Consider the following 19,215-nt stretch of genomic DNA (forward strand, 5'->3'; position numbering starts at 1 on the left):
CGGGACGATGGCGATGGCCATCTGGCAGCATCGCGACAATCTTTCTGAACGTGAGCAGGAACCATTAGGCACTTGCATATAGCCAAGCGGCATCAAAGCATCTCAGCACATATCCCTGCTCCGGTGCCAATCGGCCCCGCATGGTGATCAGTTTTCCCTGACCGCGAAATTCCGATTTGCGGAAGCGTGGGTGGGGCGGCGCGTCCCCTTCACCGGCTTGACCGGAGACGAGACCGACTTGAAAGATTGAGCGCTTTGGTGTGAAAACTCGGCGATAGACAGATGATCCTCCAGGCCTTCGACCATGAATTCGTCAACACCAATGGACGTATAGGCCCGCAATGCCTCGCCGATGTGCGCTGGCGAACCAAAAACGTGGATTCTCTTGGCAACGGTGTCGAGCTTTGCACCCTCGGGGTGCGAAGGGTCGGCCTGCCGCATAGGACCAACGCGAACTGGCAGGGCGAAGCGAATTTTGCCCGCCCGCCCGTAAGGTGCAGCGGCCACTTGCATTCTCTCCATGAGTTTGACAACCTCCTCGGGCGTGCCCGGCGTCAACTCGAATATATCAGCATGCCGTCCCGCAAACTTGAGGGCGGTGCCCGAGATGCCACCCATCCGAATTGGGATTCCCGCTCGTCGCGGGCTCTTCCTGTCAACGTAGCCAGCCGTGACGCTGTAGAACGGCCCCTCATGGTCGAACGGGCGGTCATTCGACCAGAGCCGTTTCAACAGGACCAGATATTCGTCGGTCTGCTGGAAAATCTCCACGTGGTTGCGGGGCGAGCGCGGTTTGCCATCCGCCGCTACATCGAATCCGACGGGGAACCTGATCGAGAGACGACCATCGCTCAGTCTGTCGAGTTCGGCAAGCTGGCGCGCGGCAACAGTGGGTTGGAAGATTCCGGCCCGGTGGGTCAGGGTGAGTCCGAGAGAGGACGTCGTGCGTGCTGCGGCGGCGGCAATACCTATATTTGCGAAAATGCCCGCTGGCCCGTCGATCAAGAGCTGCCGGAAACACGTGCGCTCCAGGAGCGCAAGCCTGCGCGTCTCATACGGGCCATCGAAAACTGAAGCAACTTCACCTCGTAGTTGCAATCCGGTGGTCGGCACATGCATGAACTCGATTGACATTCCAATCTCCTTCCATGTGAAGCGCGCATGACGCGAAACAATATGCCTTGGTCCTCGCGATATGCGCTCTGGTTTTCTGCCAAACATTCAGAGGGCGAACCGAACGATGCGCCGGTCGAAGCGTGCAGTCGCCGACCAGCAACCTCGCTTATCCTTCCGAATTAACCGTCCGGCGAGAGAAGCCGACGGTATCATTATGTGGGTTTTGCCCGTAAGTCTACCAATTGAGTCGATTTTCGAAGCTGCAACGACTGACATGCCCTTTGCGGATAAGAGCAATCGGCCGGCTGGCTTGCATTCGAATGGTGATCACTCAGCAGTCATGGTTGGCGCGTAACACGGCGTTTTCATCGATGGTCGGCAAGGAAGGCGGCCTCCTCGGCGTACAACAGTCCAGATGACTCTGTGACCGATGAGAGTCTGGACGCCGGTACTCTGCGTGAGAGCAACGCAAATTGTCATTCAACTTATCGTCCAGAGCTTGCGCAACTGATCACGAGGCTCAGGAAACCGGGCACTGGTCCGTCGGAGCAATTCGCCGATGCCATTGAAGAGTGCTGTCGCGCGGGGGGCCCTGACGCTATCTCCCTCCCTGATCTCGGTCAGCCCAGGTAGACTCGTTTCTTGATGGCCATTTGGCCCCGAACTACGCGAGCGATCCTGATCGACGAGTTCCATCTTGGCGGCGATCTGGAGTTGCAGAAGTTTAGAAAAGCTGAAACCCAACCCCACATATCGTCAAATCCAAAATTGCTTCAAACGTGACAGAGTGAGCGAATTCCCGGTACCGAGCGAATTTACCAACGTCCCGAATCCAGTCGGTATAATATTCCGGCTGGATTCAATCTTCGATAGAAGATCAGCTTGCAGTATCGAGGCTCAGACTGTGGCTTGGATAGCCTTGATCTTGTCGATACCGCCCACAATTGGAGCGAATTCCTCCCACACACCGTGAGCGCCCGCTTCCCATGTCGCCCGCTCTTCAGGCTGGAGCACGTGACCGCCATGCTGGACTGCGATCGCTACCGATCCGGCTTCGTCCCCGACAATTAACTGGTTGAAGTATGCTGCGCCCTCGGTTGAAGCTTGGAGGAAAACGGCTTTCTGCTCTTCGTTCAGTCCACTCCAGAATGCAGTCGAGTAGTAGACCACTCCTGATGCCCATATGTGACCGGTTTCGGTGAGGTAAGGAACGACTTCATACAGTTTGAAGCCAGCATAGGCTGATTTGGTAAGGTCCATCGCGTCGGCAACACCTGTCGACAGGGCATTGTAGGTCTCGGTAATAGGGATTCCGATAGGAGTTGTCCCGAACGCGCTCCACAGCTTGGTATGCAAAGGGCTTTGGATGACGCGAATCCGCTTTCCCTTCAACTGCTCGGGCCGGGTTACGGGCTGTTTCGTCAATAGATGCCGCGCTCCGTAGTTGATGTAGCCGCCAACGACGAAGTTCTGAGCAAGAAGTTTCTCGCGAAGTTCGGCTCCAACGCTTCCCTCTACGACTTTTCGTACATGCTCACCGTCACGAAAGAGGAATGGGAGGTCAAGTAACTGCAACTCAGGGACCCATCCGGACAGCCAGGAAACGGTGGACTGGCTGGCCTGGATCGAACCGAGCCGCACACCTTCTGCGACCTCCTTCTCGCCGCCGAGCGCTCCATTCTTGACGATGTTGAATTTAAACTGGCCCGGGAGTTTGGCCTCGACCAGATCTCGTATTTTGAACCAGATTTTGGTCTCCGGCTTGTCGTCTCCGAAGAGCGATGCAACCGTCAGCGTCCTGGTTTGTGCTGCTGCGCGGTTGACATAAGCGGGCATGGCGAGTGTGGCAGCTCCGACGACGGCGGCTGATTGCAGAAAAGCGCGACGGTGCAAGATGGTCATTGGTTTTTTCCTGTTCGTTAGAAGATGACGGCCCATGCGCAAATGATCGTAAGAGCAATCAGGAGCGCGAAGAGATAAGGAAGAACGGCTCGAAAGAGCGCTGAAGCAGGCAGGCGTGTGACGCCACTGACCACGAAGATGAGCATGCCAAGCGGCGGCGTCAGTCCATGGATCATCAGGTTGACGACGATGATGACGCCAAAGTGGATGGGATCGATTCCCGCGGCGACTGCGGCCGGCAACAAGATAGGTCCGAAGAGCAGGATAGCTGCCCCGATGTCGAGCACCAGCCCTACGACCAGCAGGATGAGGTTTGAAAGCAACAAGACCGCAATGGCGCTCCCACCAAGCGCCGTGGTTAGATCGGCGATAATGCCCGAGACGTTGTCCACCGCCAGCAGGAACGCGAAAGGTCCTGCCGTGCCAATCAAAAGACCGATCGCCGAAGCCTCAGTTGCCGCCTGCCGAAATGCGGCGAAGAGGGCCTGAAAGCGCAAACGTGCACTGATCCCGAGGACCAGTGTGTAAATGGCAGCCAAGGCTGCTGCTTCGGTCGTCGTGACAACACCCATGCGAATACCGACGACGACGATGATACCAAGGCCGAACGCCGGAATGGCGGCGACTGCGGAACGCCACCGTTCCGTGCCGCTTGCGCGTGCTTGCGGCTGTTGCTCGCGCACGGTTATATGGATAGCGACGGCAAGACAGACCGCCATCACGCCACCTGCAAAAAAGCCTCCGACCAAGAGAGACCCGACAGAAAGGTTTGTCGCAGCGGCCAGGATCAGAAATGCCACAGATGGCGGAATGATATTGTCGAGGACCGAGGTGGAGGCGATGATTGCAGCCGCTTGAGCTGGTGGATAACCACGCTTGACCAGTTCGGGTTGAAAGGTCGACGCTCCGAATGCCGCGTTCGCTACAGAGGAGCCGGATGCCCCGGAAAACAGGACACTCGTCAGCAAAGTTGTCTGCGCGAGGCCGGCGCGCCGATGACCGACGAGAGCCGCTGCAAAGCGCACCAGCTGGTTGGCAACGCCCGATGCCGTCAGCAGTCCACCCACAAGCAGGAAGAATGGAATGGCCAGCAAAAGGAACTTGGACATTCCGGTGACGGTGGAGGCGACGATCGCCGGCTCCGGCAAGGTACTGCCAAATGCAATGACAACGTAAGCAGCGGCAAGAAATGCATGGGGCAAGGGTGCGGCCACCACCAGACCAATGGCGGCAACCAGCCCCAGGACAATGCTGGGCGGCCAGTCAAACGATAATGCGAGATGCGGAATACTGAAATACAAGCTTGCGCCAATCGCAAGCGCCAACAAAATCTGGGCGGCTTTGCCATCGGTAATTCGCTGAAGCAGGAGGACGAGAAGCAACAGCGCCCCACCCGCACCCAGGAATCCGAAACGGATCCACTCCGGCAAGCCAAGCGTGGGTGAAACGCCACCGAGCATCGTCATGATTTCGCTGCCGCCAAAGCTGAGGATCAGTCCGGACAACACCGTGAAGATATCCGCAACAACGTCCGTCGCGCTCTGCCCCCGACGTGGCAACAGGCGTACGAAAACGTCAAGCCGCATAGCGAGCGCGCTGTTCAGGCTGAGCGGCGCGCCAAATGCGATCAGCGCCACGTGTAGCCAGACTGACAGATCTTCCGAACCCATGAAACCCGCACTGAACAGATAGCGCAGCACGACCGTCGTCAAAACCACAACCAGCAATACGGCCAGAATAAATGCGCACAGAGCGCCCAGCGCGGCCTCCAATGACCGAAGCAAATGGGATGCTGTACGTGCGACAATGTTGCGGGCTAGTGGCTCCGCGGCGTCAAGTGCAGTCACCGTCTGGAGCCCTTTTTCGAAGCGGCGGAACTATGCGGATTTTGCATTGGAGAGGTCCTTGTCGAACAATGTTGACCAGGTGAAATGCTTTGCCTGCGAAATCTCGCGATTGACATCGAGGCGCGGAAGCACGGTTTCACCAAAGCGGTAGGCTTCTTCGAGAAGCGGCATTCCTGACAGGATGAACGTATCGACGCCTGCTTCCTTGTAAGCCTCGAGAGTGCGAAGCACGGTTTCTGGAGATCCGACGATGGCCGTTCCCGGACCGGGCCGTACGAGGCCGATCCCGGCCCAGAGGTTGGGAGCAATTTCCAGATCGCGGAGATCGGCTGGCTTCTCCCCGCCGTGCAGGGCGCTCATGCGCTGTTGCCCGACAGAATCGCTCTTTGAGACAAAGCGCTGGTTGGCAGCGATCGCGGTATCGTCCATGCGGGAATACAGATCATTGGCCGCTTCCCATGCCTTGGCATCGGTCTCTCTGACAATGACGTAGAGTCGGATACCGTATTCCAGGGTTCGCCCCAGTCGGGCGGCCCGCTCCTTCACGGCATCGATCTTTTCCTTGATCTGATCCGGCGTTTCGCCCCAGGAGAGATAGACATCCACATGCTTGGCGGCGACATCGAGCGCCTTGTCGGAGGACCCGCCAAACCACAATGGCGGTGGCGCAATACTACTGCCCACCGGAAGTGCGAGCTTTGCGCCTTCTGTTGAGAAATATTTGCCTTGATAGGTCACGCTTTCGCCGGCGAAGAGGCGGTGCCACAACGATAGATATTCATCTGCCATCTCATAGCGCTCGTCATGCGGCAGCGTCATACCGTATGCGCCCAGCATCTTGGCATCCCCGGAGACGACATTGATGAGCAAACGGCCCTTCGAGAATTCCTGAAAGGTGGCCGCCATTTTGGCGAGAAGTGTCGGTGCTATGAGACCGGGATGAACTGCCACAAGGAATTTCATGCGCTCGGTATAAGGAAGCAGCGCGCCCGCAAGCACCCAGACGTCATGAGCTCCTGTAGCGAACAGCGCACCAGTATAGCCTAGATGGTCATATGCTTGTGCCAATTGACGGTAGTAGCCGTAATCGACTTGACGTGAGCCTTCAGGCTGCCAGGGGTAAGCGCCGTCAGGCGCGCACATGTACCAAAGTACGTTCATACCGAAGCTCTCCGTTCAGGTGTTTTGCAGGGATTGGCCGAGGCGCACTGGTGTCTTGAAGTGGCCATGGCGGTAAAGTGTGTCAGCCTCTTCCTGCTGTTCGGCAATGATGTTTTCGTCAGCGGGCACGACGGAAAAATCCCGCGATCGGACCACCTTTTCCCAAGCGTCGACGTCAGCATCGGCACCGCGGTTTTCAGCGAGACGCAACGCGGCCCGCCGTGGATCATCGGTGACTTCGCGGCCTATCCGGACCAATTCGACAACAATATGCTGTCGAAGATCCGCTGAAAGCCCCTGCCCTCCCAGTGTCCAGAACAGCGACCGGTTCGGTATTGTCGATCCGCAACGCGCGATCAAACGGATGTCTGTACGCTCTAGGGCCTTTTCGAGCCGGGGAGCCATGGCGATCCAGGCATCCACACGTCCTTCCAGCAAGGCAGGCAGAGCATCGCCTGCTCCCGTCTCGACGCGGGTCACGTCCGGCAGAAGCAGTCCTTCAGTTTCCAGGCTCCGCGCGAGCAAGTAGGTGTGAAACGATCCATCAATCAGGGATACACGCTTGTTCTCCAGATCTCCCACACTGCGAATGGGACTATCTTTCAGAACAAAAATGCCGCCGTTGGCCGGACGAGGCGCGGATGCCGCGATGTAGATGACATCCAGTCCCTCAACCTCCGCGGTAATCGGAGGCGTTGAACCGGTTCCACCGAAATCAATGGCCCGGCTATTCAACAATCGCGCGGTATCTCGGCCCTCAGGGTAGTTTACGAACTCCGGACCAAGTGACGCGAATGCGTTAGGCCAAACCTGCGCCAAACGCAGATGAAGATTGCTTGGATGAACGCCGATTTTCATTCTGTTTCTCGCCCATTGACAACGTGTGCGCGCAAGCAAAGCGCGACAAGAACAATCTACTTTTTTATATATTGACTTGGGAAACAGGACCGTCCCAATTGTGTAGCCGTTAACGCATTGGATTTCTAAAAATCCGCGCTCGGGAAGAACGTTCTTTCAAATTGGACCATCTGGCGCTTTGTCTGTTGAAAGCACAACAATCTCAATCTATCTTTTTATAAACAATGCAGGGTGATTTCCGTGACGAGATCTATCTCATCGAAACTATGCCGAAGCGTTGGTGATGCGAGCGAACTTCTCAAACTGATCGCGAACCCCAACCGGCTTTCCATTGTCTGTTATCTCATGGAACAGGAATGTTCTGTGACCTCCCTGGAAGAGGACCTGGGTATCAGACAGCCGACGCTTTCACAGCAACTGACCGAGTTGCGCGAGGCGGGCATGATCAAAGGACGGCGCGAGGGCAAAACTGTGGTGTATCGGGTCGCCGATCCGAAAATTTCTCGAATCGTCGAGACGTTGCGCGATCTCTTTTCCGGTCTCGATGATGTCACCAGCAAACACGCCATGCAGAGCTTCCATGGAATTCCTGTTGATGAAATGATGTTTGATTGAGCGAAGCGGTGATTGATTTATACACTTGGATTACACCGAATGGCTTGAAGGTTTCGATTGCACTCGAAGAACTCGGGCTGGCTTATCGCACACACACGATCGACATCACCAAGGGTGATCAGTTCGATAACGAATACTTACAGATCAATCCCGGCGGAAAAATTCCGGCTATCGTCGATCGCAAGGCTGGCCTTACTCTCACCGAATCCTCTGCAATCCTCATCTACCTTGCAGACAAGACGGGACGATTCTTGGCGAAGGATGGTCGCGCCCGACATCACACAATCGAGTGGCTTATGTGGCAGACAGGGAGTTTTGGACCAACGCTGGGTCACGCTCACTACTTTCTCACATACCATCCCGAACAGTCCCCAATGGCGGAGGAGCTTTTCCAAAATGATACCCGGCGGATGTACCAGACACTCAATACACGGCTCAAGGATCGCGCTTATCTGATCGACGAATACTCGATTGCCGATATGGCTGTTTGGCCGTGGGTTTCACGGTTTGAGAGACATAGGGTCGACCTGAACGAGTACCCCGCCGTGCAGCGTTGGTACGTCAATATTGCGGGTCGCAGTGCCGTCGAGCGCGGGTACCGCGTGCCGCGAGTGACGGGAGATATCCCACTCCCGGACTTCCGATCATTATTATGAACTTGTTTCAAACCGGTTTCTTGCTCAATTCGACCAGATCAATCGGCCACCGGTTTTAACTGAGAAGCTGCGAAGTCCGGTTTTAGGGTGTATTCGGTGCACAGCATCAAAAGCGGTCATTCATCGACAGACGATGATTTCGGCCAACACTTTGTTTATCGTGCGTAGGACGGGAAATTTGCAGCCGAATTTGCGCCAGTGACGTTACTCGGTTTATGCTGGATGTCACAGATCCTTCCGATGGCGATCGTTCAAGCCGCTGGGGAAGAACAGACTTCCAGCCACAAGTATCACTAGCGTCAGATTGGGAGCCCCGGCGGGAGGCATTCTTAATCGTTTCGTCCCATTTGCGGCCGCCGACCACAATGATTTTCACTTTGGAGAAATCCAGGCCTGAGAACATGCCACTTTCGGTCAGTTCCCCTTGGACTAGCTTTCCCTTCAAGCGCATCGACAAGACCTTCTCCCTTATGGTCTTCAGCGGCAGCCTGGCTTGTGTGTCGACAGCATCAGCCACAAGCAGACCACGCAGGCCGATTTTGTTGATGCTATCAACAGTCGGGCCAAGGCGAGGCCGCCCTGCGTCGCCCGGTCGCAATCTTGGGAGTATTACCCAAACGCGCGGCTGTTCCCTTGTGCAGGCAATGACGCAAACCGATGCTTGCGATCAGTACTCAAGTCCGCAGAGTTCGAAAAACTGCTTTCCGCGTTCGGGACGGTCCAGTGTCTCCGCCACCGCTCTTTCAAAGTCCTCCAGTCGGTTCATCCCGCCGACTGCAACCTTAAAGTCGGGCGATGCGGTTGCTTCAGCAATCCGCCGCAGTATTTGCCCGTCGTTCGGGTGCGGCGGTGTGAAGAAGTATCGGTAGACGTGCGATCTGATTTCGATTCCACTCAACAAGACATCGAAATTGTGCAGCTCGAACCGATCGGGGCTCATGCCTCCGTTAATGATGACCTGACCGCCAAATGCCATGTGCCGAATGAGCTCACCGGTGACTGGACCGCCGACATTGTCGATCAGGGCGTTGAGCCCCATACCTGCGGTGATCTCCGCGACCCGATCGCCCACGCTGCCTGCGAGCGATGAAAGCTCGACGACTTCCGCTGCGCCCAAATCGTTCAAGTCGAGATAGGCACGCCTCACGAAGGAGATGACGTTCACGCCCCGCGCCTTGGCGAATTGGAGCACCATCGTCGAAACAGTCGAGTTGCCGGCAGTGACAGCGAGCCAGTCACCCGGCTTGAGCTGTGCGGCCTCGACCAGATCCCACGCTGTTATGAGATTGAAGAATTGGGCGGCTTTTTCCGGCGGAAATATCCGTGGCAGCGGCATCAACCATTCTGCCGGGACGGCTGCGTACTCAGCCCAGCTATTGTAGTAGCTGAAGGCGACATAAGCGCCTGGCTCGGTCCCAGCAACATCCTTTCCAACCTCCTGCACGATACCTGCCCCGTGGTTTCCACCAGTTTGCTGCGGAAACACCGGCCTCTTCGACTCGGGATAGAGGTTTTCGATGAAGAGGAAGTCGCCGGGGCTGATGGGCGCTGAGACCATCCTGATAAGGACTTCGTTGTCTTTGATATCCGGGATCGGAACCTCTGCAAGGCGCAGCACCTCACGTGGCGAACCGACTTTGTCGAACACAATCGCTTTCATGACAATTCCTCAGAGCTCGGATTTTGCGGAATTGAATCTCGCAGGCGGATAGATGATGCCCGACCCTAGTTGCACGTCCGAAAAGCTGAATTGGCAAATATGACAACTTCTATGTTAAACTCGCCAAAACGTTATTATGCTGCATTCGGTGGTCCGCGAGCGAGAATGAGTTCTAAGCCGATCCACGTGGTGATTTGGTTGCCGGCCAATTTCTATTCGGCGGTCGCGGCGACGCTCGTCGAGATGTTCGAGTTGGTGAACATGATCCGGCGCGCCGAAATTTTTTCGTTCGAGTTTGTCTCGCGGCAGGCGGCAGCCTCCTCTTCGTCTGGAATTATTTTCCAGACCCTGGCGGCCCCATCACGACCAATGGACATTCTGATCCTGCTTGCCGTGCCCGGACTCAACGTCGGCGAGCTGCTGGGCTCATTGGACGATGAAAGCCGGCATGCCGAACCCATATTGGCCATGGCCAAGCATGATGACGCGATCATCGCTGCACATTGCTCTGCAAGCTACTTCCTCGCGCAGGGCGGTCATATCGACGGGAAACGGGCTACAATTTCTTGGTGGCTCAAGGGGGAAGCAGCACGACGCTTTCCCCAGGTACGCTGGGATCCCTCCCGCCTGCTGATCCGGGAGGGAAAAATCTACACCTGCGGCGGCGGTTTTTCCGGCTTGGAGCTGGCCAAAGCCCTGGTCAAGGATATGGGTTTCGAGAAGGAAGAGCGTATTGTGCGCAAGTTGCTCGTTCTGCCCCCATCGCGGCGGCTCCAGACCCCTTATGAGTTTCGGCTTGAAGATGTCGCCGTGCCGGAGCGCATGTCTTTTCGGGAGAGGCTGGAAATGGTGGCGTCCGCCAACATGGCCGCCTTCAATCTCGCTTTTCTCGCCGACCAGTTGGCGCTGTCGCCGCGCACGCTTTCACGACGATTCGCGCAGGAACTCCAGACCAGCCCAGGTCAGTGGATTCAAGATCGCCGCCTCGAAGCGGCCAAAGAACTCTTGGAAAGCACGCAACTCGCCATCTCCGAGATCTGCTATCGCGTCGGCTATCAGGATGTCGCCTCGTTCAGCCGCCTTTTCTCTCGCACTACCGGCTTGCCGCCCGGCGAATATCGCCGGCAAAGCCAATAATGCTTTGTCGAAGAATTCTTGCGCTTGTTCAAGCGACGAGCACATCTGCTCATGCCGCCTGCGCTTAACGGCCTTTGACCAAGTGTGGAGGATTGCCGCCGGAATGTGTTGATCCTATCAACAATCATGCCATCCACGCGGAAATTGAAAGCCCACGAGTTGGTTGCCAGCGCGTTGATGGCTCCCGTTCCGGCGCACATTGACGGATGCATCGCAAGGACGGAGACGCGAACCTGAAAAAGGGCCTGCCATCCCAACGGTTGTACGGATGGCCGACGGCGGCTCCTCAATGACTTTCTGCGCTCGGTGAAGGTGCAGTTTTCACACATCCCCGCCGGACCACTATCCCTCGTCATCAAGAAGCTCGCGCTTCAACAGCTCATCCAGCCAATCCGCGAAGACCTGAAGCCTCCGAGAGAGGTGCTGGCGGTGCGGATAGAGCAGCGCCATCGGCATCGGCGCGGCCCGATAATCGGGCATCACCTCTACGAGTTCGCCTGCGTCCAGATGGCGCTTTACGTCATAGGCCGGGATTTGGATGAGGCCGAGGCCGGCGAGGCAGCAGGCGATATAGGCTTCCGCGTTGTTGACCGTGACCCGGCCGGGCATCGGCAACGTCCGTACCTCGTCCTTCTCGATCCATTCCCAATCCTCGACACGCCCCGTGGACGGCGAGGCGTAATTGATGGCCAGGTGTTCTACCAGATCGTCCGGGACGCCCGGTGTCCCGTATTGGGCGAGATAGCTCGGACTGGCGACATTGACTAGTGGCAGGTTGCCGATCTTGCGGGCAATCAAGCCCGAATCGCCCAACGGACCGACACGCAAAGCGCAGTCGACGCCTTCCTCGACGAGGTTGACCGCGCGATCGGTCACGCTGAGGTCGATGTCGAGTTGGGGATAACGGGCGAGGATCTCCGGCAAGGCAGGTGCGATGATCAGCCGGCCGATCCGGCCCGGTACGTCGATCCTGAGCTTGCCTGCAGGCCCGACGGAGGTCTGCCGAAACAGCCCTTCTGCCTCGTCTACATCGGCGATCAGCCGGATGCAGCGTTCGTAAAAGGCGGCACCGTCCTGGGTCGGGGAGACCCTCCGGGTGGAGCGGTGAAGCAGGCGGGCTCCGACACGCGCCTCAAGCGCGATCACGGCAGCTGACACTGACGAACGCGGAAGTCCCAGCGTGTCGGCAGCACGGGTGAAGCTCGCGCATTCAACAACGCGGGCGAAGGTTCGGAAGAGGTCTATACGGTCCAAGAGCCCTCTCTAGTATCTTGGGGATTGTTCGCTAATTCTGACAGGTGATGTCAGAATTGGCGCCTTTATCAAGGTATCGTAGACGATATGGTGCTCTTCAGGAAGCGGTCACGAAGGTGGCCGTCAAGCAACGAAGGAGGCCAAACGCCCATGACCGATCACAGCATCAAGGGAAAAACCGCTCTCATCGCCGGCGGTGCGAAGAACCTTGGCGGACTACTCGCGCGCGATCTTGCGGTCCAGGGCGCGAAGGCGGTCGCTGTTCACTACAATACCAGCGCCACGAAGCTGGCGGCCGACGAGACGGTGGCCGCAATCAAGGCGGCCGGCGCGGATGCGTTCGCGTTCCAGGCCGATCTCACCACGGCCGGCGCGACCGAGAAGCTGTTCGCCGATGCCAAGACGGCGATGGGCGGCATAGATATCGCCATCAACACGGTCGGCAAGGTGCTCAAGAAGCCTTTCATAGAGATCAGTGAGGCCGAGTATGACGAAATGACGGCGGTCAATTCGAAGTCCGCCTTCTTCTTCCTCAAGGAGGCTGGCAAACACGTCAGCGACAACGGCAAGGTCTGCACGCTGGTGACGTCGCTGCTCGGGGCCTATACACCTTTCTATGCGGCCTATGCCGGCACCAAAGCGCCCGTCGAGCATTTCACACGGGCGGCGTCCAAGGAGTTCGGCGAGCGCGGCATCTCGGTGACGGCGATCGGCCCCGGCCCGATGGACACGCCCTTCTTCTATCCGGCCGAGGGCGCCGATGCGGTCGCCTATCACAAGACTGCGGCAGCGCTGTCGAACTTCTCCAAGACCGGCCTTACCGACATCGAGGACATCGTCCCCTTCATCCGCTTCCTCGTCTCGGACGGCTGGTGGATGACCGGCCAGACCATCCTCGTCAACGGCGGCTACACGACGAAGTAATTTGTGGTGCGGTCGGGCCGACGCCCGGCCGCCTTCGATTCCGACTCTTTTGGTTATTTGGAGCCAACGTCGCGTCGCAACTCCGGAGTCTCGTCATGACCAACCCATTCCAATCTCTGTTCGACGTGCAACGTGAGCATTTCCTGAGTGACGCAACCAAGAGCCATGACTGGCGGATCGACCAGCTCGACCGCATGGAGCACATGCTGCTTGATAACAAGGATGCGTTCTGCGCCGCGCTCCATCAGGATTTCGGCAAACCGCCTTTCGAGCAACTCTTCGAGATCACCGTGCCAAGCGGGGTGATCCGATACTATCGCGAGAACCTGAAGGCGCTGATGATGCCGCAGCCTGCGCCGATCCCGCCCGGGCTGGAAGCAACCGGCAACAGGGGCGTGATCTACAAGGAGCCGTACGGCGTGACGCTGGTGATCGGCCCGTTTAACGCGCCGATCCTTCTGCTGCTCGATCCCGCTGTCGCAGCTCTCGCCGCCGGCAACCCGGTTATCCTCAAGCCCGCCAATACGACGCCGGCGACGGCGGCGCTGTTGAGCGAATTGATCCCCCGCTATTTCGCGCCGGAGAACGTCGCGGTCGTCACTGGCGGGCGCGAGGAGATCGGCCAGCTCCTGGCATTGCCTTTCGACTTCATCTTCTTCACCGGCTCGTCGGCGGTCGGTAAGGTGGTGATGCGCGCGGCGGCTGAGAACCTGACGCCGGTCATTCTCGAACTCGGCGGGCAGAATCCGACAATCGTTGATGCCACCACCAATCTCGACATTGCCGCCGACCGCATCGCCTGGGGCCATAATGCGATCTCAGGGCAATGGTGCATCGCGCCGGGTTATGTCTGCGTGTACGAGAGCGTCGCCGATGCCTTCATTGCCAAGCTAAAGGCCTCGATCGTGAAGATGTACGGCGAGGACCCGAGCAGGAGTCCCGACTTCGCACGGATGATCAGCGAGCATGAAGCCGAGCGGGTTGCCTCCTACATCCTGCCGGAAAAGGTCGTCCATGGCGGCCGCTACGACGTCAAGGCGCGCTACGTCGAGCCGACGCTCCTCTATCCCTCGACCTGGGACGATCCGGCGCTTCAGCAGGAGGTCTTCGGCCCCGTGTTGCCGGTGATGCCCTATTCCGACCTCAAGGAGGTCGTGAACATTATCAAGCGCAAGCCGAAGCCGCTCGCAGCCTACATCTTCAGCAAGGACCAGGCGGCGATCGACTTCGTGCTCGGGTCACTTTCGTTCGGCGGCGGCTGCATCAACCAGACCAATCTGCATTGCTGGGTCGACAGCCTGCCCTTCGGCGGCGTCGGCAACAGCGGCATGGGTAAATATTACGGCAAGGCCGGGTTCGACGCGCTCAGCAACACCAAGGCGATGCTGATCGGCAATCCCGATCTCGAGCTCGATGTCTTCCCGCCCTATGCCGGCAAGGACATCGCGAAAAATCTGAGCGTGTTTTCATGAGGGGGACGACGCCATGCATATGCTAATGGTTATTGCTGGTGGGATCGTCCTGCTCGGCGTCTTTCTGCTGTTCGGCCAGCTCTGGGGCGCCACGACGCCGGCGCTCTCGACCGCATCGAAGTTTTTCATCCCGATTTGGCTGGCGGTGTCGGTCGCCAACCTCTGGGTCGGCGTTAACAAGGCCGGCTACACCGTGGCGCAGGAACTACCGATCCTGCTGGTCGTCTTCGCCGTGCCGGCCGCGGTAGCAGCCATCGCCATCTGGCGATTCGCCCACTCCTGACATGCCCGAACGCCCATGACCGAAAGCAATGCAGCCACAACCTCCCATCATTACCCGCTGCTGCGCCGCCGCGACGGCCATCATGCGCGGGTGACGTTCGAGGAGCTGTTCTTCGACCTCGTCTATGTCTTCGCGGTGACGCAGCTCAGCCACGAACTGCTGACCAATTTGAACCTGACCGGCGTCATCGAGACGCTCATCCTGTGGTTCGCGGTCTGGCTCGGCTGGCAATACACCTGCTGGGTCACCAACTGGTTCGACCCGGAGACACCACGCATCCGCGGCCTGATCTTCGCCGTCATGCTGGCGGGCCTGCTCATGGCCTCGGCCATCCCCGGCGCTTTCGGCGAACGCGGGCTGGTCTTCGCTCTCGCCTATGTCGCGGTCCAGGTGGGGCGCACCGCCTATATCGTCTGGGAGCTCGGCTCCGATCATCCGCTTTCGGCCAACTACCGGCGCATGCTCGGCTGGGTCTCGATGGCCGCCATCTTCTGGATCACGGGTGCCTTCGCCGAGCATGAAGCGCGCATAGCACTATGGGCATCCGCGGTCGCCTGCGAGTATGTCTCGCCGATGTTCGGCTTCGCGTTGCCGGGTCTCGGCCGCTCGAAGACCAGCGACTGGACGATCGATGGCGGTCATCTTGCCGAGCGCTGCCAGCTCTTCGTCATCGTCGCGCTCGGCGAGACGCTGCTGGCGACCGGCGCCACCATGGCGCGCGCAGAGGCCTGGGATGTGCCAATCCTCTCGGCGCTGCTCGCGACCTTCCTCGGAACGCTCGCCATGTGGTGGCTGTATTTCGGTACGTCGAGCAAGGACGCGACCGACGCCATCATCCATTCCGACGATCCCGGCCGGATCGGCGCCTATTTCCATTACATCCACGCTATCCTAGTCGGCGGGATCATCGCCACCGCGGTCGGCAACGATCTGGTGCTCGCCCATCCCCATGACGGACTTAAATTTGCCTATGCGCTGACGTTGTCCGGCGGGCCGGCGATCTATCTCTTCGGCAGCGCCGTGTACAGGAAGGTGGTCTACGGTGTCCTGCCGGCTTCGCACATCGCCGGCGTCACCGCGCTGTTGGCGCTCATTCCCGTCGCGCCGAGCGTCGATCTTCTGACCATGGGCTGGCTGACGACCATCGTCATGCTGGTGACTGGTTTTTGGGAAGTGCGGCTGGTCCGCAAGCGGCGTGAGGCAACCAAGCTGCAAACGATGACGCACTGAGGACCGGCGCCATGGAGGCAATCGACATGTTGCGATCGAGGCGATCGAACGAGCATCGGCACAGTGCGCCCGATGACATAGTTAGTTTCTGGCAGGATTCCTCACCGCGCTGGTTCTCGCACGACCCGGCATCCGACCGGCACTTTTGCGAACGTTTCCTCAACCCGCACAAGGCGGTCGCGGCGCGGGTAGCCTGATGATTGGATCGCGACAGCCGAGGGCGCAGTGGCGCTCCTGATCCTGTCCGACCAGTGCCGGAGATCGATCGGGCCGGTTGTGCCGCCGCTTGATTGTTGGCTGTCTAGTTTTGCCGCAGCATGAAGCCGTCGAAAAATGCCGCCAACTCGCCATGCGAGTCGATCGGTAGGATGTGCGCCACATATTGGTCGGGCCTCAACAAGACTATGCACCCGTCGTCGCGATCGATGCCCCGCATCTCGAAAATATTCATTCCGGTTCGTTGGTCGACGCAAAACGCTTTTTCGTAGTCGTGCAGGCCATAAGATCCCTTTTGTGGTAGCAGCAATGGGGGCAAGGTTCCGACATCCAGCAGCCGGTGATCCTGCTGGAAGACGGCGCGGAGGTCGAGTACAGCGTCAATATCCGCACCCGTTCTGGTATGCCGCAGGAGTGGTGACTCAGCTGATTCGGTCAGAAACGAGCACAATTTTCTGATGCCGGAATTTGGATACGATGGATCTTCGGCGCCCAAAAAGGCGATCAGCCGCCAACGACCGTCCGCCTTGAACGCATGACCCAGATGAAGCGGCTTCGCATCGGCCAGACGAACAACGGGCGCGGAATGGAAGCGCATCCCGATCGTCAGTCCTTTTGCCAGATGCTGATAGGTACCCGCGCCGGAGATCGCTGATCGCGCGTAACGTGTCGCGGTTCCGGCTGTGAAGCGGCCTTGCTTGACAAAGTAATTTTGGAATTCCGCAGGGTCGACGCTGTCGACGGCCTCTTCTTGCGACTCCTTTGGCCGGGCGCTGAACATCCTGGCGAACTCGCGGTCGAAATCGATCAGTTCCTTGGCGATTGCTTGCCGCTCAGCCGAGTAGGTATGCAGGAGACCGGGCGGCGAGCGACCTTCGAGAACCGCCGCCAGCTTCCAGCCTAAATTGAAAGCGTCTTGCATCGAGACATTCATGCCCTGCCCTGCCTTCGGGCTATGGGTATGGCAGGCGTCGCCGACGATGAATACACGCGGGGCCGGTTTCCCCAATAGTTTGGGCGTCACGTCGTCAAACCGGTCGCACAGCCTTTGACCGATTTCATAAACCGACCACCAGACGATTTCCTTTACCAGCAGTGTATAGGGACGCAGGATGCGTTGGGCCGCAGCTACCAGCTGATCAGCGGTGATGTTGCGATTCGCAATTCTCTCGTCCTCGCGAAGCTTGTCGAGCTCGATATAGAAGCGGACCATATAGCCGCCTTCCCGGGGTATAATAAGGATGCTGCCTTCACTCGCCGAATGGATCGCGGCCTTCAGGCGGATATCCGGAAAATTGCTCGTTGCCAGAACATCCATCACGCCCCAGGCCTGGTTGGCGGAATCGCCTTCCAATGTCAATCCGAGCGACCTGCGCACAGTGCTGCGCGCGCCGTCGCAACCGACAACGTACCGCGCCTTCACCGTCTCTACTTGGCCGGCATGATCATCATCGGTGCGTTCGAGTCGCACTGTAATCGGATGGCTCGCCGCGTTATCAGATGACAACCTGTCGATCTGCAGATCGAGCAGGCGGCGTGAATAATCCGGCCGCAGGCGGCGACGCGAATTGCGCATAACCTCTAGATAGAAATCATGAACGCGCGCCTGATTCAGAATCACATGCGGGAACTCCGACAGGCCGTCCTCCGTGTCCTGGATCCTGCCGCCGCGGACGATATTTTCCCGCTGGCCGTCTGCGGGTTTCCAGAAAGTTGTTTCATTGACCCAATAGGCCTCTTTCGTCACCCGGTCGACAAAGCCGAAGGCATTGAACATTTCCATGGTGCGGCAAGCGATACCATCCGCCTGCCCCATCTGAAGAGGGCCGCTCTTTTGATCGACGATCCGTGTGTTGATATTTGGGAAGGCGGCCAACTGTGCCGCGAGCGTAAGGCCCGCCGGTCCGCAGCCCACTATCAGAACGTCAACCTCGCTTGGAAGCTCCGACATTTCGCTGGACTTTCCATCCGGTTCGATCTGTTCGAGGATCGACGGATCGCCAGGACGAAAACCGTTGAGATGAAACTGCACGATATCTTGTCCTCCATTTTCGAGTGATAACCCAACCTGGCTAACGAGTTCGCTCAACCGGCAGCGCGGCGGGCGCGTGCCTGTTCGACCCATAGATCCCAAGGCCGATGCATCTGTGCTTCGACATTCCGGACTGCGGCGCGGCTTTCGCCTTCCGTCAGATGCACCACCTCGCCGAGCTGCATCGCCTCCAGCTGATAACGGGCGTTGAGTTCCGCATAGACGGCGCGATAGACCGCTTGCTGGATCGATTGGCCAACGACCGTCGAGCCATGGCCGCGCATGAGCACGATATCGCTGCTGTCGAATTTTTCGGCGAGTGCCCGGCCGAGCTGGCTGGAACTGATCAGGAGATCAGTGGACTCCCCGCCGGCTTCTCGAATCTCGAAGACCGGCGCGCCCTGGCCGATGAAGCCGGCCATATGGAACACTGGCCTCATGCGCATACCCTTGACGATGCTGAGCGGCACTATGGCGTGCGAATGGCTATGAACAACCGACTGCACATCCTCGCGCCGTCGGTAGATCTCGCCGTGAATAAACCGCTCGAGATATACGTTGCGGCCGTTGGCATTGACCGCTTCACCGTCAAGCGTGAACTCTACGATGTCATCGGCGGCAACGCGGCCCGGTGCCACATTGCGGGCCAGAAGGAAGCGATCCGGGCGTTTATCGTGACGGACGCTGACGTGGCCGAACGCATCGACCACGTTCTGATCGAAGAGTATGTGGTTGGCGACGACCAGATTCTTGATCAGGGACGCAGACGCGTCGATCCCCGCTGCGGCGTTATCGTCGATTGCGACTGCGATGGGGTCGCGATGGTTGCCGGCTGCGCACATGGCCAAGCCT

The 19,215-nt window shown here is 58.4% G+C and carries 17 protein-coding genes; 7 read left to right on the forward strand and 10 right to left on the reverse strand.

Annotated elements, in window-relative coordinates; translation table 11 throughout:
* Positions 1-147: 147 nt before the first annotated feature.
* The 5 genes from CU103_RS09385 to CU103_RS09410 form a co-directional block, all read right to left on the reverse strand.
* Positions 148-1,134: an LLM class flavin-dependent oxidoreductase gene (locus CU103_RS09385; protein WP_170117008.1), complete on the reverse strand. Its 987-nt coding sequence runs from the start codon at positions 1,132-1,134 to the stop codon at positions 148-150.
* 879 nt (positions 1,135-2,013) lie between these two features.
* On the reverse strand, positions 2,014-3,018 hold the full coding sequence (locus CU103_RS09395; RefSeq protein ID WP_106663637.1) for a TRAP transporter substrate-binding protein: 1,005 nt from the start codon (positions 3,016-3,018) through the stop codon (positions 2,014-2,016).
* Positions 3,019-3,035: 17 nt separating this feature from the next.
* Positions 3,036-4,826 carry a TRAP transporter large permease gene (locus CU103_RS09400; RefSeq protein WP_425350587.1) on the reverse strand — a complete coding sequence of 597 codons (1,791 nt, stop codon included), beginning with the start codon at positions 4,824-4,826 and terminating at the stop codon, positions 3,036-3,038.
* 69 nt (positions 4,827-4,895) lie between these two features.
* Entirely contained in the window at positions 4,896-6,026 is a 1,131-nt protein-coding gene (locus CU103_RS09405) for an LLM class flavin-dependent oxidoreductase (protein ID WP_106663639.1), read from the reverse strand.
* 15 nt (positions 6,027-6,041) lie between these two features.
* Positions 6,042-6,884: an ABC transporter substrate-binding protein gene (locus CU103_RS09410; protein ID WP_106663640.1), complete on the reverse strand. Its 843-nt coding sequence runs from the start codon at positions 6,882-6,884 to the stop codon at positions 6,042-6,044.
* Positions 6,885-7,124: 240 nt separating this feature from the next.
* Between CU103_RS09410 and CU103_RS09415 the strand changes: the two genes are divergently transcribed.
* Positions 7,125-7,499 (forward strand): ArsR/SmtB family transcription factor, encoded by a 375-nt coding sequence (locus tag CU103_RS09415; protein ID WP_106663641.1) that lies wholly within the window; start codon positions 7,125-7,127, stop codon positions 7,497-7,499.
* 8 nt (positions 7,500-7,507) lie between these two features.
* Positions 7,508-8,155 (forward strand): glutathione S-transferase family protein, encoded by a 648-nt coding sequence (locus CU103_RS09420; RefSeq protein ID WP_106663928.1) that lies wholly within the window; start codon positions 7,508-7,510, stop codon positions 8,153-8,155.
* A 106-nt stretch (positions 8,156-8,261) separates the two neighbouring features.
* Here CU103_RS09420 and CU103_RS09425 read toward each other — a convergent pair whose 3' ends face one another.
* Both CU103_RS09425 and CU103_RS09430 read right to left on the reverse strand, forming a co-directional pair.
* On the reverse strand, positions 8,262-8,612 hold the full coding sequence (locus tag CU103_RS09425; protein WP_146147771.1) for a hypothetical protein: 351 nt from the start codon (positions 8,610-8,612) through the stop codon (positions 8,262-8,264).
* 210 nt (positions 8,613-8,822) lie between these two features.
* On the reverse strand, positions 8,823-9,815 hold the full coding sequence (locus CU103_RS09430; RefSeq protein ID WP_106663643.1) for a quinone oxidoreductase family protein: 993 nt from the start codon (positions 9,813-9,815) through the stop codon (positions 8,823-8,825).
* 165 nt (positions 9,816-9,980) lie between these two features.
* On the opposite strand from CU103_RS09430, the gene CU103_RS09435 reads away from it, so the two are divergent.
* Positions 9,981-10,952 carry a GlxA family transcriptional regulator gene (locus CU103_RS09435; protein WP_170117009.1) on the forward strand — a complete coding sequence of 324 codons (972 nt, stop codon included), beginning with the start codon at positions 9,981-9,983 and terminating at the stop codon, positions 10,950-10,952.
* Between the two features lie 342 nt (positions 10,953-11,294).
* On the opposite strand, the gene CU103_RS09440 is transcribed toward CU103_RS09435, so the two are convergent.
* Positions 11,295-12,206: a LysR family transcriptional regulator gene (locus CU103_RS09440; protein ID WP_106663645.1), complete on the reverse strand. Its 912-nt coding sequence runs from the start codon at positions 12,204-12,206 to the stop codon at positions 11,295-11,297.
* Between the two features lie 150 nt (positions 12,207-12,356).
* Between CU103_RS09440 and CU103_RS09445 the strand changes: the two genes are divergently transcribed.
* From CU103_RS09445 to CU103_RS09460, 4 genes are all read left to right on the forward strand, one after another.
* Positions 12,357-13,130 (forward strand): SDR family oxidoreductase, encoded by a 774-nt coding sequence (locus CU103_RS09445; RefSeq protein WP_106663646.1) that lies wholly within the window; start codon positions 12,357-12,359, stop codon positions 13,128-13,130.
* A gap of 95 nt (positions 13,131-13,225) precedes the next feature.
* On the forward strand, positions 13,226-14,602 hold the full coding sequence (locus CU103_RS09450) for an aldehyde dehydrogenase family protein (RefSeq protein ID WP_106663647.1): 1,377 nt from the start codon (positions 13,226-13,228) through the stop codon (positions 14,600-14,602).
* 13 nt (positions 14,603-14,615) lie between these two features.
* Positions 14,616-14,885 (forward strand): hypothetical protein, encoded by a 270-nt coding sequence (locus CU103_RS09455; protein ID WP_106663648.1) that lies wholly within the window; start codon positions 14,616-14,618, stop codon positions 14,883-14,885.
* Between the two features lie 15 nt (positions 14,886-14,900).
* Positions 14,901-16,115 carry a low temperature requirement protein A gene (locus CU103_RS09460; protein WP_106663649.1) on the forward strand — a complete coding sequence of 405 codons (1,215 nt, stop codon included), beginning with the start codon at positions 14,901-14,903 and terminating at the stop codon, positions 16,113-16,115.
* Between the two features lie 301 nt (positions 16,116-16,416).
* Here the strand turns inward: CU103_RS09460 and CU103_RS09465 are convergent, their stop codons facing one another.
* Positions 16,417-18,363, reverse strand: a complete 1,947-nt coding sequence (locus CU103_RS09465; RefSeq protein WP_106663650.1) for an FAD-binding monooxygenase — start codon at positions 18,361-18,363, stop codon at positions 16,417-16,419.
* A 53-nt stretch (positions 18,364-18,416) separates the two neighbouring features.
* The gene (locus CU103_RS09470; RefSeq protein WP_106663651.1) at positions 18,417-19,205 is read right to left on the reverse strand and encodes a class II aldolase/adducin family protein; all 789 of its coding nucleotides are present in this window, start codon (positions 19,203-19,205) and stop codon (positions 18,417-18,419) included.
* Positions 19,206-19,215 lie beyond the last annotated feature (10 nt).

Source organism: Phyllobacterium sophorae (assembly GCF_003010965.1).
GTDB classification, from domain to species: Bacteria; Pseudomonadota; Alphaproteobacteria; order Rhizobiales; family Rhizobiaceae; genus Phyllobacterium; species Phyllobacterium sophorae.

Bases quoted from the DNA above. Each gene is read 5' to 3' on its own strand.
- CU103_RS09430 (WP_106663643.1), bottom strand. From the start codon at position 9,815: ATGAAAGCGATTGTGTTCGACAAAGTCGGTTCGCCACGTGAGGTGCTG.
- CU103_RS09395 (WP_106663637.1), bottom strand. From the start codon at position 3,018: ATGACCATCTTGCACCGTCGCGCTTTTCTGCAATCAGCCGCCGTCGTC.
- CU103_RS09385 (WP_170117008.1), bottom strand. From the start codon at position 1,134: ATGTCAATCGAGTTCATGCATGTGCCGACCACCGGATTGCAACTACGA.
- CU103_RS09435 (WP_170117009.1), top strand. From the start codon at position 9,981: ATGAGTTCTAAGCCGATCCACGTGGTGATTTGGTTGCCGGCCAATTTC.
- CU103_RS09450 (WP_106663647.1), top strand. From the start codon at position 13,226: ATGACCAACCCATTCCAATCTCTGTTCGACGTGCAACGTGAGCATTTC.
- CU103_RS09470 (WP_106663651.1), bottom strand. From the start codon at position 19,205: ATGTGCGCAGCCGGCAACCATCGCGACCCCATCGCAGTCGCAATCGAC.
- CU103_RS09410 (WP_106663640.1), bottom strand. From the start codon at position 6,884: ATGAAAATCGGCGTTCATCCAAGCAATCTTCATCTGCGTTTGGCGCAG.
- CU103_RS09445 (WP_106663646.1), top strand. From the start codon at position 12,357: ATGACCGATCACAGCATCAAGGGAAAAACCGCTCTCATCGCCGGCGGT.
- CU103_RS09460 (WP_106663649.1), top strand. From the start codon at position 14,901: ATGACCGAAAGCAATGCAGCCACAACCTCCCATCATTACCCGCTGCTG.
- CU103_RS09405 (WP_106663639.1), bottom strand. From the start codon at position 6,026: ATGAACGTACTTTGGTACATGTGCGCGCCTGACGGCGCTTACCCCTGG.
- CU103_RS09455 (WP_106663648.1), top strand. From the start codon at position 14,616: ATGCATATGCTAATGGTTATTGCTGGTGGGATCGTCCTGCTCGGCGTC.